At 39.1% G+C, this 15332-nt stretch carries 12 protein-coding genes; 11 read left to right on the top strand and 1 reads right to left on the bottom strand.

Annotation, left to right across the window (positions count from 1 at the left end; all coding sequences use genetic code 11):
• Positions 1–2: 2 nt before the first annotated feature.
• The 9 genes from VCHSUH04_RS00760 (at position 3) to VCHSUH04_RS00720 (ending at position 7410) form a co-directional block, all read left to right on the top strand.
• Entirely contained in the window at positions 3–2240 is a 2238-nt protein-coding gene (locus VCHSUH04_RS00760; RefSeq protein WP_105084931.1) for a nitric-oxide reductase large subunit, read from the top strand.
• 335 nt (positions 2241–2575) lie between these two features.
• Positions 2576–2725, top strand: coding sequence for a 50S ribosomal protein L33 (gene rpmG / locus VCHSUH04_RS00755; RefSeq protein WP_004693530.1), 150 nt, complete (start codon positions 2576–2578; stop codon positions 2723–2725).
• A gap of 41 nt (positions 2726–2766) precedes the next feature.
• A complete protein-coding gene (gene secE / locus VCHSUH04_RS00750; protein ID WP_005385468.1) occupies positions 2767–2988 on the top strand; it encodes a preprotein translocase subunit SecE in 222 nt (73 codons plus the stop codon).
• A 12-nt stretch (positions 2989–3000) separates the two neighbouring features.
• Positions 3001–3537 carry a transcription termination/antitermination protein NusG gene (nusG, locus tag VCHSUH04_RS00745; RefSeq protein ID WP_005385471.1) on the top strand — a complete coding sequence of 179 codons (537 nt, stop codon included), beginning with the start codon at positions 3001–3003 and terminating at the stop codon, positions 3535–3537.
• A 103-nt stretch (positions 3538–3640) separates the two neighbouring features.
• Entirely contained in the window at positions 3641–4066 is a 426-nt protein-coding gene (gene rplK, locus VCHSUH04_RS00740; RefSeq protein WP_004693535.1) for a 50S ribosomal protein L11, read from the top strand.
• Between the two features lie 76 nt (positions 4067–4142).
• On the top strand, positions 4143–4853 hold the full coding sequence (gene rplA / locus VCHSUH04_RS00735) for a 50S ribosomal protein L1 (RefSeq protein WP_005385473.1): 711 nt from the start codon (positions 4143–4145) through the stop codon (positions 4851–4853).
• A gap of 174 nt (positions 4854–5027) precedes the next feature.
• Positions 5028–5534, top strand: a complete 507-nt coding sequence (gene rplJ / locus VCHSUH04_RS00730; RefSeq protein WP_105084930.1) for a 50S ribosomal protein L10 — start codon at positions 5028–5030, stop codon at positions 5532–5534.
• Positions 5535–5604: 70 nt separating this feature from the next.
• Positions 5605–5973 (top strand): 50S ribosomal protein L7/L12, encoded by a 369-nt coding sequence (gene rplL / locus VCHSUH04_RS00725; RefSeq protein ID WP_005385476.1) that lies wholly within the window; start codon positions 5605–5607, stop codon positions 5971–5973.
• Between the two features lie 318 nt (positions 5974–6291).
• Positions 6292–7410, top strand: a complete 1119-nt coding sequence (locus VCHSUH04_RS00720) for an IS1249 family transposase (protein ID WP_105084929.1) — start codon at positions 6292–6294, stop codon at positions 7408–7410.
• A 75-nt stretch (positions 7411–7485) separates the two neighbouring features.
• Here the strand turns inward: VCHSUH04_RS00720 and VCHSUH04_RS00715 are convergent, their stop codons facing one another.
• Positions 7486–9111, bottom strand: a complete 1626-nt coding sequence (locus VCHSUH04_RS00715) for a glycosyltransferase family 39 protein (protein ID WP_105084928.1) — start codon at positions 9109–9111, stop codon at positions 7486–7488.
• 301 nt (positions 9112–9412) lie between these two features.
• On the opposite strand from VCHSUH04_RS00715, the gene VCHSUH04_RS00710 reads away from it, so the two are divergent.
• Together VCHSUH04_RS00710 and rpoB are read left to right on the top strand one after the other, a co-directional pair.
• The gene (locus VCHSUH04_RS00710) at positions 9413–10828 is read left to right on the top strand and encodes an aspartate ammonia-lyase (RefSeq protein WP_105084927.1); all 1416 of its coding nucleotides are present in this window, start codon (positions 9413–9415) and stop codon (positions 10826–10828) included.
• A gap of 330 nt (positions 10829–11158) precedes the next feature.
• Positions 11159–15313, top strand: a complete 4155-nt coding sequence (gene rpoB, locus VCHSUH04_RS00705; RefSeq protein WP_105084926.1) for a DNA-directed RNA polymerase subunit beta — start codon at positions 11159–11161, stop codon at positions 15311–15313.
• Positions 15314–15332: the final 19 nt, after the last annotated feature.

The following is a 15332-nucleotide window of genomic DNA, read 5'->3' as shown; positions in this document are numbered from 1 at the left end:
TGATGGGTGAATACAAAAAGTATTGGATAGCCGTAGTAGCCGTTCTTATTATTGGTTTTTCTATTCTTGGTTATCTAGGTACTGATGTGTATCATCAAGCACCGCCAGTGCCGACTGCGTATGTATCTCAAGATGGACAGGTCTTGTTCACTAAGGAAGATATTTTACATGGTCAATCGGCATGGCAATCTACAGGTGGTCAATCGGTAGGGACCGTTTTAGGTCATGGCGCATATCAAGCGCCTGACTGGACAGCAGATTGGTTACATAAAGAAGTATCCGTGATGTTGGATATTAAATCTCAAGAGGCCTTTGGAGCTCTTTATGACCAATTGGGACCTGTACAACAAGCAGCTGTTAAAGAAGTTGTGAAAAAAGAGTATTTAGGTAGTGCAGTCCGTGAAGATGGAACTGTTGTTTTATCTCCAGAACGAATTACGGCAATGAATTTAACTGGTCGTTATTTTGTTGAGTTGTACGGTGATAATCCTGATTTAACATTGACTCGTGATCATTTTGCGATGAAGGATAACACGTTACCTGAGTTACAAGATCGCATTGATATGGCACGCTTCTTCTTCTGGACTACTTGGATGGCATCTACACAACGTCCTGGTACAGATGCAACGTATACAAACAACTGGCCACATGAACCTTTGTTGGATCATAATCCTACACCTGAAAGTATCGCATGGTCTGTTGTGAGTGTTATTATCTTATTATGTGGCATTGGTGTAGTTGTATGGTTATGGGCCTTTGGTAAAAAGGATGATGACCATGCATTGGTTCCACCAACAGAAGATCCAATTAGCAAGATCACGTTAACGCCATCTCAACGTGCATTAGGTAAATATTTGTTTACAATCCTAGCATTGTTCTTATTCCAATTGGGGATGGGTGGGATTATTGCCCACTATACTGTAGAAGGTCAAGCGTTCTATGGTATTCCATTAGCGCAATATTTCCCTTATTCTATTGCGCGTACATGGCATATTCAAGCATCCTTGTTCTGGATTGCTATGGCATTCCTAAGCGCAGGTCTATTCTTGGCACCAATCATTAATGGTGGTAAGGATCCTAAATATCAAAAGCTTGGGGTGGACATCTTATTCTGGGCTCTTGTAGTTCTCGTAGTAGGTTCCTTCGCTGGTACATATTTAGGCGTAGCACATCAAATTCCAGCAGCATGGAATTTCCTTCTCGGACACCAAGGTTACGAATATATCGAGTTGGGTCGTATTTGGCAGTGGATTGAATACATTGGTATTTTATTCTGGCTTGTACTCATGATACGTAGCATTATTGGTGCCTTCAAGCAAAAAGGGGACAAAAACCTCATTGCAGCCTTCATATTCTCCGTTATCATGGTAGGTATCTTCTATGGTCCAGGGTTATTCTATGGTGAACATAGCCACTTGGCAATTATGGAATATTGGCGTTGGTGGGTAATCCATCTTTGGGTTGAAGGCTTCTTCGAAGTATTCTCCACTACATTGATGGCATTTATCTTTGTTACATTAGGTCTTGTATCGTATCGTGCTGGTACAGTTGCGGCAATCTCTTCTGGGGCTATTTATCTCATCGGTGGTATCCCTGGTACATTCCATCATCTATACTTCACAGGTGTTACATCTACTATCGTGGCAACAGGCGCATCCTTCTCTGCATTAGAAGTTGTACCGCTCGTTCTCTTAGGTTATGAAGCTTTTGAAAACTATACACGTCTTCATAGTGCTCCTTGGATGCATCGTCTAAAATGGCCTGTGTACTGCTTTATTGCGGTATCCTTCTGGAATTTAGTAGGTGCAGGGGTCTTCGGTTTCTTGATTAATATGCCTGTATCCTTATTCTACATTCAAGGTCTTAATACAACAGCAGTACATGCCCACACAGCATTGTTCGGCGTATATGGTTTCTTAAGTTTAGGCTTTGTATTCCTTATTGCGCGTTACATTCGACCTGAAGTAGAATTCAATGATAAATTGATGAAGTTCGGGTTCTGGGCTCTCAATATAGGTCTTGCCTTAATGGTGCTCATTAGCTTGTTGCCAATAGGTCTTATCCAAGCGTGGGCAAGCATTACACATGGCTTGTGGTTTGCACGTAGCGAAGAATTCATGCAACAACCATTGTTACAAAACTTACGTTGGCTTCGTATGATTGGTGATACAATACTAATTGTTGGTGCTGTAGCATTCTTCTGGCAAATTGTGAAAGTTCTATTTCCAAAGAAATCTTAATCTATAAATGGATTACTTCTTAATCTGTAATCTATAAATAGATGATTTAATGGGTATTAAATCATATTATTAATTCTATTTAACTGTATGAGTTAAGGGCATAAAATGTATGAAAAATATGTGATGATTTAGTACCATATTAATGGCGTTCCTTTATAGACAAGGGACGCCATTTTTTGTTATACTATCCCTGTCAGGTACATGTGCCTGGCTTTTTTGAGTTGCTCAAAATTCTTGACATAGCTTGCTACGTATGATATATTTCTTTAGTATGTAGTCGAGCGTTTTCGAGTACAAGAGACAGATTTAGTAAATACAAAGCGAGGTGTATCCGGATGCGTAATGCCATTACTTTAGCTTGCACAGATTGCAAACAACGTAACTATCAAACGAACAAGAACAAAAAGAACAATCCTGATCGTATTGAAATGATGAAATATTGCAAATTCTGCGGTAAACATACATTACACCGTGAAACAAAATAATTCTTATCATTCATTACCTGTTGATTTGAGGATGTGAAACAATGGCAAAGTCTAACTCAGCAGTGCAGCAGCGTGGTGGATTTGGAAAATTCTTCCGCGGTGTGAAAGCTGAACTTAAAAAAGTAGTCTGGCCAACAAAAAAAGAACTCATCAATTACACAATAGTAGTATTCTTAGTGACGATTTTCATCGCCTTTATTATCTATGTACTTGATGCAGTCTTTGCCCAACTTTTTAATACGTTGTTGCACTTTGTTGGATAAGGGGGCCATTTCATGGAAGCAGATAAGAAGTGGTATGTAATTCATACCTATTCAGGCTACGAAAATAAAGTTAAAACCACTCTTGAACTTAAAGTTCAGTCTATGGGTCTACAAGATGTGATTAGCCGAATTTTGGTACCTCTTGAAGACGAAATTGACGAAAAAGATGGGGTTAAAAAAGTAGTAAAACGTAAGATATTTCCTGGGTACGTATTGGTTGAAATGGAAGTTAACGACCGCTCTTGGTATGTTGTGCGCAACACACCAGGTGTAACAGGTTTCGTTGGCTCTGCCACTAAACCAGTTCCACTTTCTGATTCCGAAGTAGAACATATACTTAAGTCTCAGGGCTTGGATAAGAAACCAAGCATCAACATCGATGTAGAAGTTGGTGAAACGGTACGCATTACGTCCGGGGCCTTTGAAGATAAACTAGGTGTTATTACCGAACTTAACCCTGAAAAAGGAACATTGAAACTTAATGTAGAAATGTTCAACCGAGATACCGAGGTAGAGGTAGAGTTCTCTCAAATTGAGAAAGCTCTTTAATATATATATTATAACTCTAAAAAAGAGCAATCGATTTTGGTTGCCAGTGGGAGGATATATATCCGTTACCACCACAGTATAAGCATAGGAGGTTTAATTACCCATGGCTAAGAAATTAGTTAAACAAGTAAAACTACAAATTGAAGCCGCTAAAGCTACTCCAGCACCACCAGTTGGTCCTGCACTAGGTCAAGCAGGTGTTAACATCGTTGCTTTCACAAAAGAATTCAACGAACGTACTGCTAAACAAGCTGGCTTAATTATCCCAGTAGTTATTAACGTATATGAAGATCGTAGCTTCGACTTCATCACTAAGACTCCACCAGCTGCAGTATTATTGAAAAAAGCTGCAGGTATCCCAAAAGGTTCTGGTGTACCTAACCGTGATAAAGTAGCAAAAGTAGGTCGCGATAAAGTTCGTGAAATTGCTGAATTGAAAATGCCTGACTTGAATGCTAATACCGTAGAACAAGGTATGCGCATGGTAGAAGGTACTGCTCGCAGCATGGGCATTGAAATCGTTGACTAATAAGCGTACGACTTGCGCATAAGGCGCAAATCGGTGGGAGGGAATTCCCGTTTGACCACATAAGGAGGATATTATAATGGCAAAAGTAGGTAAGAAATACGCTGAGGCAGTAAAACTTATTGAAGCTGGTAAGTTCTACGAACCAGTAGAAGCAATCGAGTTGGTTAAGAAAACTGCAACTGCAAATTTCGATGAAACAGTTGAAATCGCTTTCAACTTGAATGTCGACCCTAAATACGCTGATCAACAAGTTCGTGGTGCAGTAGTATTGCCTCATGGTACTGGCAAAACTAAACGCGTTCTTGTATTCGCAAAAGGCGACAATATTAAAGCAGCTGAAGAAGCTGGTGCAGATTTCGTAGGTTCTGAAGAGTTAGTAGCTAAAATCCAAGGTGGTTGGAGCGACTTCGACGTAGTAGTTGCTACACCAGACATGATGGGTCAAGTTGGCCGTCTTGGTAAAATCTTGGGTCCTAAAGGCTTGATGCCAAACCCTAAAGTTGGTACAGTAACTCCAGACGTTGCTCGTGCAGTAAACGAAATCAAAGCTGGTAAAATCGAATACCGTACTGATAAAGCAGGTATTATCTCTTGCTCCATCGGTAAAGCGTCCTTCGATGAAGAAAAATTACTTGACAACTACCGTACAATCGTTGATACTATTATCAAGGCTAAACCTGTAGCAGCTAAAGGTCAATACATTAAATCTGTAACCTTGTCCGCTACAATGGGCCCTGGTGTGCCTTTGAACGTGTTCAAATTGAGCAACGTTACAAAAGAGCAATAATCACATATGTCTCTTAGCTGTAGACGGCTGGTATGTATAATGGATGAAAATCCGCCCGCTGAGGCTGACACTAGAACAATCTAGGACTAGTTCGACCTCATCGCGTGCGATGGGGTCGTTTTTTACGCTAAGATAGTACATAGAGCACCAAAAAATCTACAAGGAGGTAATCTAATGGCTGTCACTGAACAAAAGAAAGCAATCGTTGCTCAAATGAAAGAAACTCTTTCTGAAGCAAAAGGCGCTGTATTGATTGGTTACTCTGGTTTGACTGTTGCGCAAGCAACTGATCTTCGCCGCAAAATGTTGGCTGAAGGTGTTGAATACAAAGTAATCAAAAATACTTTGACTCGCATTGCTGCAAATGAATTGAATCTTGAAGGTTTCGCTGAGCATTTGGAAGGTCCAACTGCATTGGCTACTTCTAAAGAAGATGCTGTTGCACCTGCTCGTGTAATTGAACAATTCATCAAATCTACTGAGAAAGAAGTTGTAACAGTTAAAGCTGGTATCGTTGAAGGCGAAGTTATGGACGCTGCAGGCGTTAAAGCAATTGCATCTCTTCCAAACCGCGAAGGCATGCTTTCCATGTTGCTTTCCGTATTGCAAGCACCTGTTCGCAACGTTGCATACGCTGTCAAAGCTGTTGCAGAAGCTCAACCTGCAGAAGCTGCAGAATAATAATTTCTGCGCATTATCAATTGGTCGCTTAAGACTGATACAATAAACTATTTTATGGAGGAAAACTAAAATGGCATTGAACATTGAAAACATCGTTGCTGAATTGAAAGAAGCAACTATTCTTGAACTTAATGATCTTGTAAAAGCAATTGAAGAAGAATTTGGCGTAACTGCAGCAGCTCCTGTAGCTGTAGCAGCTGCTGGTGGTGCTGAAGGCGGCGCTGCTAAAGATTCCTTCGACGTAATCTTGAAAGATGCTGGCGCATCCAAAATCAACGTAATCAAAGTTGTTCGTGAAGCAACTGGTCTTGGCTTGAAAGAAGCTAAAGCTATCGTTGACGGCGCTCCTGCACCTGTAAAAGAAGGCGTAGCTACTGAAGCAGCTGAAGCTTTGAAAGCTCAATTGGAAGAAGCTGGCGCAACTGTAGAATTGAAATAATTCTAGCCATAATAAAAGGCGTACCCTCGGGTACGCCTTTTTTGTTTACCATTAAATGGTATAGATTGTCATGAATGTACATTATAGTACGTAAAAATTATAATTACCTAAAGATAACAGGGTTATAGGACAAAAAGTGTTGCTGTTAATGCCGATAGAGCTAGTTAAATACTGGCTCTATCGGCATTTTATCTTTTTGAGTAACTTTTAAATATAGGACAAAAAGTGTTGCTAAAAAGTCTGAACCCCCTTGATTTTACTGGCTCAAATAAGGTTTTATCTTTCTAGAAAGATATATTTTTTAGAAGGAGTATAATTATGAAACTAGTCAGATGCCCTAGTTGTGGTTTCGTTTGTAAGAAAAATGGTAAAACAAATGCGGGTTCTCAACGTTGGTATTGTAATCAATGTTCTTGCTCATTCACAAATAAAGTGAATAAAACTAACAATAATTTACAGATGTTTTTGGATTGGTTATTTGGTAAACACACACAGTTAGATATGGCTGGTGATGGACGTTCATTTCGGAGAAAAACATCACAGTTTTGGGATCTTTGGCCGTTACCACCAAAAGTTGAATCATCAAGTAGCGTAGCATTTGTTGATGGTATTTATTTAGCTAGAAATGCTTGCGTTTTAATCTGTTGTAATGAGACGCATGTCTTAGGATGGTATGTTTGTAGATATGAACACTCTAAGGCTTGGGAGGCTTTATTACGACGTATTTCATCACCTACAGTAGTTGTATCCGATGGTGGTACCGGCTTTCAAAAGGCATTAAAAAAAGTTTGGCCGAAAGCCAAACTACAAAGATGCTTATTTCACGCATTTCAACAAGTAAAACGCTATACAACAATACGTCCTAAAACAATTGCTGGCTGTGAATTATATGGAATTGCAAGGGATTTATTAACGATACACACGCAAGATCATGCCGTGAAGTGGGTACAAAACGTTATGTCATGGAAAGTGCGACATAGAGTATTTCTATCAGAAATGACCGTTGATGAAAATGGTACGATACGACCTAAACACGAACGACTTATAAAAGCAGAAAATTCCTTAGTTAAATTAATCAATAAAAGATGTTTGTTTACTTACTTAGATACATCGTTAACATGTACCTGTCCAGCTACTAATAATCGTATAGAAGGTGGCGTAAATGCTCAGTTACGCGCTATGTTACGTAATCATAGAGGAATGTCTATTGAAAGACGAATAAAAGCGGTGTTCTGGTGGTGCTATATGCACTCACCGAACCCGCTTTCTAATGCAGAAATACTTAAGGTTATGCCGACCAACAAGAGTATTTCTGATATATATCATACCATACATGAACAGTCTAGGTTAGAAGCCTCTATTCCAACTTGGGGTGATGCTATTGTTTGGAGTGATTTGCATAATTATGATCGCCTATTTACCAATCTTTTGGACTGAAATAGCAACACTTTTTGTCCTATAACCCAGATAACAATATAGTATTGAACTGATATAGCTACATCAAATCGGTAGTTAATGAATTTGATAAATTCTAGCAGCTCCGCTTTTACCAACTTCTGTTGCTATTATATTGATCGGGGAACTAGTAAATTCTTTGATATATTTATTTGGCACAATAATGATAGCACCTTTTTCTATGGATACTCTTTTTTCAAACTCCTCTACTGTTATGGTTGGCATTAATGTTTTGCCTGCTGTCCATAGAGGGTTATCTGTAGTATGTACAAATACTTGTGTTGGAGTATCTCCGGTATAATACAAAATTGATGTATAGTATGTACTGTATATATAGGTAGGTTGCGTATTTGATTCAATATATGGTTTGAATTGAATCCCGGATTGATCAAATAAAATAGGAGTTACAGTTATAGTGATTGCCGTATATAAAATGGTTAAAGGTATAGTTAAATAAATTGATAGTGGTAACTTATTGTTGTTATACTGTTTTGCTAATAACGCAAATAACGCAAATAACACAATTAATATTAATGCAACGATTAATGGTACTGAATTTAATTCAGGTGTTACTATGCTGGCTACTAGGAATAAGAGGACATATATTGCTAATGGAATGGTAACAATATATTTAAAACTAGTAATCTTATTGTAAAAGCTATTTGTAATAGCCTCAGCTCCCCAGATAATACAAGGGATTATTGCTGGTAAAGTATAGGTTATATACTTGGTCGCTACTAGAGAATAAAATAATACAATCACTATAAACCAGATAGCCCCAAGAAGATAAAAATTTTCTTTCCATTTAATACTTTTGAGTTGATAAATAACTGATGGTGTCCAAGGTAAAAGTGCAATAGGGACAATGATTAAGTAATAATACCAAACGTTGAATTTCGGATGTTCAGAAACTAGTGCTCGCTCCATATTGTGAAGGCCTAAGAAACCAGATATGAACTCTTGACCGTGAATTGAATACATGGCAATGTACCATGGACTAGCAAGAATTATAAATAGGAAAATTCCAAAAGGATTAAATAGTAATTTAATATCCTTATTTAGAGAGTAGTCATCATTATCTTTTTGGGTAAACCATCGTATAGCAATAAATAGTAGTAGTATTAATCCAGGCAGAACAATACCGACCGGTCCTTTAGTTACCACTGCTAAGGCGGCTGCTCCGTAAGCTTTTACCATAGAATATTTGTCGTTCTTGGCAAAGGCTAGATAGGAATAGCCAAAGATGGCTAATGAAAAGAAAAAGAGAAAGCCGTCTGTTATGACTGCGTGTGAAATGTACCAAAACTGTAAGGCACTAAGTAAAATCAGAGCACTTATAAGAGCTATATGCTTAGATTCTTTAATGCGATATACAAGATGATACATAAGTGCTACACTGCTACCGGCAATAAGCGTATTCGGTATACGTGATGTAAAGTCAGATATGCCAAATAGTTTATAACTGATCATGAGTGCCCAATAGGTGAGGGGCGGTTTATCATACCAAACTTGGTCATATATCATGGGGGATATCCATGAGTTATGTTTTAACATTGTAATAGCAGATAACACATAGTTGGATTCTACCGGATCTGTTATGGGAAGATAGGCGTTATAGAAACCGTAACTCAGTACGGTCAATAAAAAAAGCGCACCTATGCGCAGCATGTGATTGTTAATCATAGTGACTCCTTACTTACATAGTTTATATTATTGTACTATAGGGCGTGTAATAATTAAACCGATGAAAGTTAAAGTTGGATCTTTTACAATACAGAAATAGTTACAAAAAGAATTATTTATGAAATAGAAATAGCTACAAAAGAATTATTTATGAAATAATATATTGTATAGAATATTGTTTGTACAGAATACATGAAATGACTTTTATGTATACAAAATACATGCTATAATGAGCGCGTAAGATAAAACCGTTTCATTAAAGTACTATTTTAACTATAAAATAGTAGAAAGAGGATTTATTATGAGAAAAGAACATGATTTCTTAGGTGAATTAGAAGTAGCTGATGAATTATATTATGGTGTACAAACAATTCGTGCATTAGAGAACTTCCATATTACAGGTAAACATTTGGACCAAGACTTTATCAAAGCATTGGCGATGGTTAAAAAAGCATCTGCATTAGCGAATATGAAAACTGGTCGCTTAAACGTATCTATAGGTAAAGCAATCGTACAAGCTGCAGACGAAGTAATTGAAGGTAAATTTGCTGATCAATTCCCAGTTGACCCAATCCAAGGTGGTGCAGGCACTTCTGTAAATATGAATATGAACGAAGTATTGGCTAACCGAGCTTGTGAAATTTTAGGTCATCCAAAAGGTAGCTACGATATCGTAAGCCCTAACAACCACTGTAACATGGCGCAATCCACAAACGATGCGTTCCCTACAGCTATTAAGGTATGTGCTATTTTGAAATCTAAACCTTTACTTGAAGCATTACAACGCCTCGTTGATGAGCTCGAGAAAAAGGCTGAAGAATACAGCGAAATCTTGAAAATGGGTCGTACTCACTTACAAGATGCGGTACCAATTACATTAGGTCAAGAAATGGGGGCTTATGCATCTGGTATCCGCCGTGGTATTAGACGTATTAAATCTGCTGTTGAAGGGGCACACGTAATCAACATGGGTGCTACTGCAGTTGGTACAGGTCTTAATGCTGAACCTGGCTACATTCATGATGTAGCTTACGAACTTAGCGAAGTAGTAGGTGAACCATTCTATACAGCTGAAAACTTAATTGATGCTACAAATAATACAGATATCTTTGCAGATATCTCCAGTGGTTTAAAAGTAACAGCTCTTGTTTTGATTAAAATGGCTAACGATTTCCGCTTGATGGCATCTGGTCCTCGTTGTGGTATTGGGGAATTGAAATTACCAGCTCGTCAACCTGGTTCTTCCATTATGCCTGGTAAGGTTAACCCTGTTATCGCCGAAGTATTGAACCAAGTTTGTTACCAAGTTATCGGTAATGACCTTACAATTACATTGGCTGTAGAAAATGGTCAATTTGAATTGAACGTAATGGAACCTGTATTGGCATACAACTTGTTCAATAATCTTTGCTACCTCAAAAACGGTGTAAATACATTTGTTGATAAATTGCTTATCGATCTTGAAGTAGACCGTGAACAATGCGAATACTGGTTGAATCGTTCCGTTGGTATCGTAACAGCATTGTTGCCACATCTTGGCTATGAAACAGCATCTTCACTTGCGAAAGAAGCTTATACTACTGGCCGTGCTATTCGTGACATCATCTTGGAAAAAGGTTTGTTGACTGAAGATGAAATCAATCATATTCTTTCTCCTAAGGAAATGACTCGCCCTGGTATTGCTGGTGCCAATCTTTTAAAACAAAAAGGCAACTAATATAGTAATTTGTTTTGATACATGAATAAAGCATGAAAATGAAAGACTGTCAACCCTTTTGGTTGACAGTCTTTTTTAATACTGATAAAATTATATATTGCAAAAGTAGCGTTTCCTGCTTTTGGATATAAAAACTATAACTTGAATAGTGATGAGGTTTTCTTCCAAGGTTGTGCTTGGTTAATGGAAAGCAAGGTTATTTTAAAAATAAAATGGGCCTTGCTTTATTTGGCGTTATCTGAGCAGGAAAACTGAGACCTGTAAGATGTCTTTTCCATGCCGTTATAGAAAATGGTAGACCAGTGTGTTTTGATAGGGGTGAAAGCAAATATGTTCAAACCTGAACAGGTAGGCAAACGAACTCGTTATACGTACGCTAAAATTAACGAAGTTATCAAGATGCCGCATTTATTGGACATTCAGCGTAAATCGTATGAGTGGTTCTTGGAGAGTGGTTTACAAAATATTTTCAACGATATTTCTCCGATTAAAGACAATTCAGGTAATCTAGTACTTTCTTTCGAAGGTTTCAGCTTAGGTGAACCTAAGTATGATATTAATGAATGTAAAAACCGTGATGCTACTTATGCAGCACCACTTCGTGTAAATGTTCGCTTGGTAAATAATGATCCCGAAAATATGGACATTAAAGAACAAGAAGTATTCATGGGCGATTTCCCATTGATGACTGATACAGGTACTTTCATCATCAATGGTGCAGAACGTGTTATCGTATCCCAATTGGTACGTTCTCCAGGCGTTTACTACAATAAAGAAATCGATACAATGGGTAACCGTTTGTACGATTCTACAGTTATTCCTAACCGTGGCGCATGGATCGAGCTTGAAACTGATGCAAGCGAAGTTGTTGCTGTTCGTATAGACCGTAACCGTAAATTACCAGCTACTGTATTGGTACGTGCATTAGGTTGGGATACTAATGAAAGCATCCTTGACCTCTTCTGGAATGGTAAAACTGATGAAGATGGTTTACCAGTATATGATGAACGCATCGTTCGTACATTAGAAAAAGATACAACTCAATCTGCTGATGAAGCCTTGGTTGAAATCTATAAAAAATTACGTCCAGGCGAGCCTCCTACTGTAGAGTCCGCTCGTAACTTGTTCGACAACTTGTTCTTCGACGCACGCCGTTATGACTTAGCGCGCGTTGGTCGTTACAAATTGAATAAAAAACTTGGCTGGCGTCAACGTATGTTGGGTCAAACATTGGCACAACCAATCGTAGATCCAGAGACTGGCGAAATTATCCTTGATGCAGGTGTACAAGTTGGGGAAGAACAACTTGATATCGTTGCTAATAGCCATGTATTCGATGGCGAAGGTTTCGCCGAATTCTACATCGTAAATAACGATGGTGTAGAGTCCAAAGTTATCTGTAATAACTGCAACTTGCCATTCGATCACCGTACAGTAACACGGGAAGATATGATCGCTAACATCTCTTACTTGCTCAACCTTATGGATGGTGCAGGTCACACAGATGATATCGACCATTTGGGTAACCGTCGTCTTCGTTGCGTAGGTGAATTGTTGCAAAACCAATTCCGTATTGGTTTAACTCGTATGGAACGTGTTGTTCGTGAACGTATGACAATTCAAGAAATTGAATCTATCACGCCTCAAGCGTTGATTAATATTCGTCCTGTAGTGGCAGCGATCAAAGAATTCTTTGGTTCTTCCCAATTGTCTCAGTTCATGGACCAAACAAACCCATTAGCAGAATTGACTCACAAACGTCGTCTATCTGCCCTTGGCCCTGGTGGTTTATCCCGTGAGCGTGCAGGCTTCGAAGTTCGTGACGTGCATCATTCTCATTATGGCCGTATGTGTCCAATCGAAACTCCAGAAGGTCCAAACATCGGTTTGATCAACTCCTTGTCTAACTATGCGAAAGTAAATGAATTCGGTTTCATTGAAGCTCCATACCGTAAGGTTGAAAAAATCTATGGTAAAGGCGAAGATGCAGACAAAGTTATTAAGGTTCGTGTAACTGATTCCGTTGTATATATGACAGCTGATGAAGAAGAAGGCATGACAATTGCTCAAGCGAACTCTCCAATCGATGCTGAAGGTTACTTTACTAATGAACACGTAGCTTGTCGTCGTGGTCATGATGTATTAGAAGTTACACCTGATAAGGTTGACTACATGGACGTTAGTCCAAAAGAAGTTGTATCCATCGGTACAGCTATGATTCCATTCCTTGAAAATGATGATGCTAACCGTGCCTTGATGGGGGCGAACATGCAACGTCAGGCGGTACCACTCTTGCGTGCGCAAGCTCCACTTGTTGGTACAGGTATGGAATATACAGCAGCGACTGATTCCGGTGTTTGCGTACTTGCACGTGAAGCTGGTAAAGTTGTACGTTGCTGGGGTAATGAAATCCACGTTCTTCGCGATAGCGATGGTCGTGTAGATACATACCGTTTGAACAAATTCCTTCGTTCCAACCAATCCACATGCTTTAACCAAAAACCAATCGTTAATCGTGGTGACCATGTTGTAAAAGGTCAAGTATTGGCTGATGGTCCTGCTACTGATGGCGGCGAATTGGCATTAGGTTATAACGTTCTTGTAGCGTTCATGCCTTGGGAAGGTTATAACTACGAAGATGCGATCTTGCTTAGTGAAGAACTTTGCAAAGAAGATATTTATACATCCATTCATATTGAAGAATACGAATGTGATGCGCGCGACACTAAATTAGGCGCTGAAGAGATCACTCGCGAATTGCCTAATACTGGTGATGACACTCTTAAAAACCTTGATGAAGATGGTATCATCTGCATTGGTGCAGAAGTACATCCTGGTGATATCCTCGTAGGTAAAGCAACACCAAAAGGTGAAACTGAACTTACTCCAGAGGAACGTTTATTGCGCGCTATCTTTGGCGACAAAGAACGTGAAGTTCGCGACACATCCTTGCGCGTACCTCATGGCGAATCTGGTAAAGTAGTAGACGTTAAAGTCTTCACTCGTGAAAACGGCGACGAATTACAACCAGGGGTAAATAAACTTGTTCGCGTATATATCGCTCAAAAACGTAAGATTCACGAAGGCGATAAAATGGCGGGCCGTCATGGTAACAAAGGTGTCGTTTCTCGCGTTATGAGAAAAGAAGATATGCCGTTCCTTCCAGATGGTACTCCAGTACAAATCGTATTGAACCCATTGGGCGTACCTTCTCGTATGAACATCGGTCAGGTTCTTGAAACTCACTTGGGTTGGGCTGTTCAAGGCTTAGGTATGAAAATCAAAGCTACAGACCTTCACATTCAAAATGTATTGAAAGAAGCTCGTACTGATGCATCTTATTGGGAACAAATTGACGCTATTCGCGGCTTATATGCTGAAATTGAAGAATTAGAAGCAAAAGCTAAAGAAGATGTGACAGTTCCTCATTTCGACATCGATGAAAAAATCATCGACTTAAAATCTCAAATTCTTGGCCATGTAGAATCTGCAGCGCAAAAGAAACTTGAAGCTCTTGGCGGCGAAGCTCGTTATCAAGAACTTAAAGCTATTGAAGCTAAATACAATGCACTTCATGTAGAATTCTTCGACTCTGAAGAAGATGCTCCAGAAATGGATCCAGCTCTTGTAGAAGAATTAGAAGCTATTAATAAAGTTAAAACTACATTGAACCATATTGAATCTGCTCGTGCTAAACGCGTTGAAATTCGTCAAGAACTCGAAGGCCTTGGTTACGACTATGAAACATATGGCATGCCAAAACCAGATGTAGCAGGTATTCATATTGCTACACCTGTATTTGATGGTGCGCACGAAAAAGACGTATTTGAAACATTAGGCATTGCTGGTCGTTCCGATGATGGTAAAACAGTATTGTACGATGGTCGTACTGGTGAACCTATGGATAACCGTGTAACTGTTGGTTACGTATACATGCTTAAACTCCATCACTTGGTTGACGATAAAATCCATGCTCGTTCCACAGGTCCGTACTCCCTTGTTACACAACAACCATTGGGCGGTAAAGCTCAGTTCGGTGGTCAACGTTTCGGGGAAATGGAAGTTTGGGCTCTCGAAGCATATGGCGCAGCTTATACACTTCAAGAGCTATTAACTGTTAAGTCTGACGACGTTGTTGGTCGTGTGAAAGCATACGAAAAAATCGTTAAAGGCGAAAACATCCCTGAACCAGGTGTACCTGAGTCCTTCAAGGTATTGCTCAAAGAACTTCAAAGTATTGGTCTTGATGTAAAAATCTTGAATGAAGATCAAGAAGAAGTTGTTATGAAAGAACTTGATGACGAAGATGAAGTGGTAGAAACTGGTATTGAAGAAGTTATGGATGGCAGTGCAGTAGAAACTGATGAAGTAACTGTAGTAGAGCCAGAAGTAGAGGAAGAAGCACCAGCTGATAACGGCGGTGAAGACGATATCCTTAGCCAATTGGCATTCCCAATGGGCGATTCCTCTAACGATGAAGACTAAAACTATCTATAAGGAAGGG

The sequence above is a fragment of the Veillonella sp. T14073-2 genome, assembly GCF_002959875.1.
In the GTDB taxonomy this organism is placed as follows: domain Bacteria; phylum Bacillota; class Negativicutes; order Veillonellales; family Veillonellaceae; genus Veillonella; species Veillonella infantium.
This window is presented reverse-complemented; position numbering and strand designations above follow the sequence as displayed.

Bases quoted from the DNA above. Each gene is read 5' to 3' on its own strand.
- rpoB (WP_105084926.1), top strand. From the start codon at position 11,159: ATGTTCAAACCTGAACAGGTAGGCAAACGAACTCGTTATACGTACGCT.
- nusG (WP_005385471.1), top strand. From the start codon at position 3,001: ATGGAAGCAGATAAGAAGTGGTATGTAATTCATACCTATTCAGGCTAC.
- VCHSUH04_RS00760 (WP_105084931.1), top strand. From the start codon at position 3: ATGGGTGAATACAAAAAGTATTGGATAGCCGTAGTAGCCGTTCTTATT.
- VCHSUH04_RS00710 (WP_105084927.1), top strand. From the start codon at position 9,413: ATGAGAAAAGAACATGATTTCTTAGGTGAATTAGAAGTAGCTGATGAA.
- VCHSUH04_RS00715 (WP_105084928.1), bottom strand. From the start codon at position 9,111: ATGATTAACAATCACATGCTGCGCATAGGTGCGCTTTTTTTATTGACC.
- rplK (WP_004693535.1), top strand. From the start codon at position 3,641: ATGGCTAAGAAATTAGTTAAACAAGTAAAACTACAAATTGAAGCCGCT.
- secE (WP_005385468.1), top strand. From the start codon at position 2,767: ATGGCAAAGTCTAACTCAGCAGTGCAGCAGCGTGGTGGATTTGGAAAA.
- rplJ (WP_105084930.1), top strand. From the start codon at position 5,028: ATGGCTGTCACTGAACAAAAGAAAGCAATCGTTGCTCAAATGAAAGAA.
- VCHSUH04_RS00720 (WP_105084929.1), top strand. From the start codon at position 6,292: ATGAAACTAGTCAGATGCCCTAGTTGTGGTTTCGTTTGTAAGAAAAAT.
- rpmG (WP_004693530.1), top strand. From the start codon at position 2,576: ATGCGTAATGCCATTACTTTAGCTTGCACAGATTGCAAACAACGTAAC.
- rplA (WP_005385473.1), top strand. From the start codon at position 4,143: ATGGCAAAAGTAGGTAAGAAATACGCTGAGGCAGTAAAACTTATTGAA.
- rplL (WP_005385476.1), top strand. From the start codon at position 5,605: ATGGCATTGAACATTGAAAACATCGTTGCTGAATTGAAAGAAGCAACT.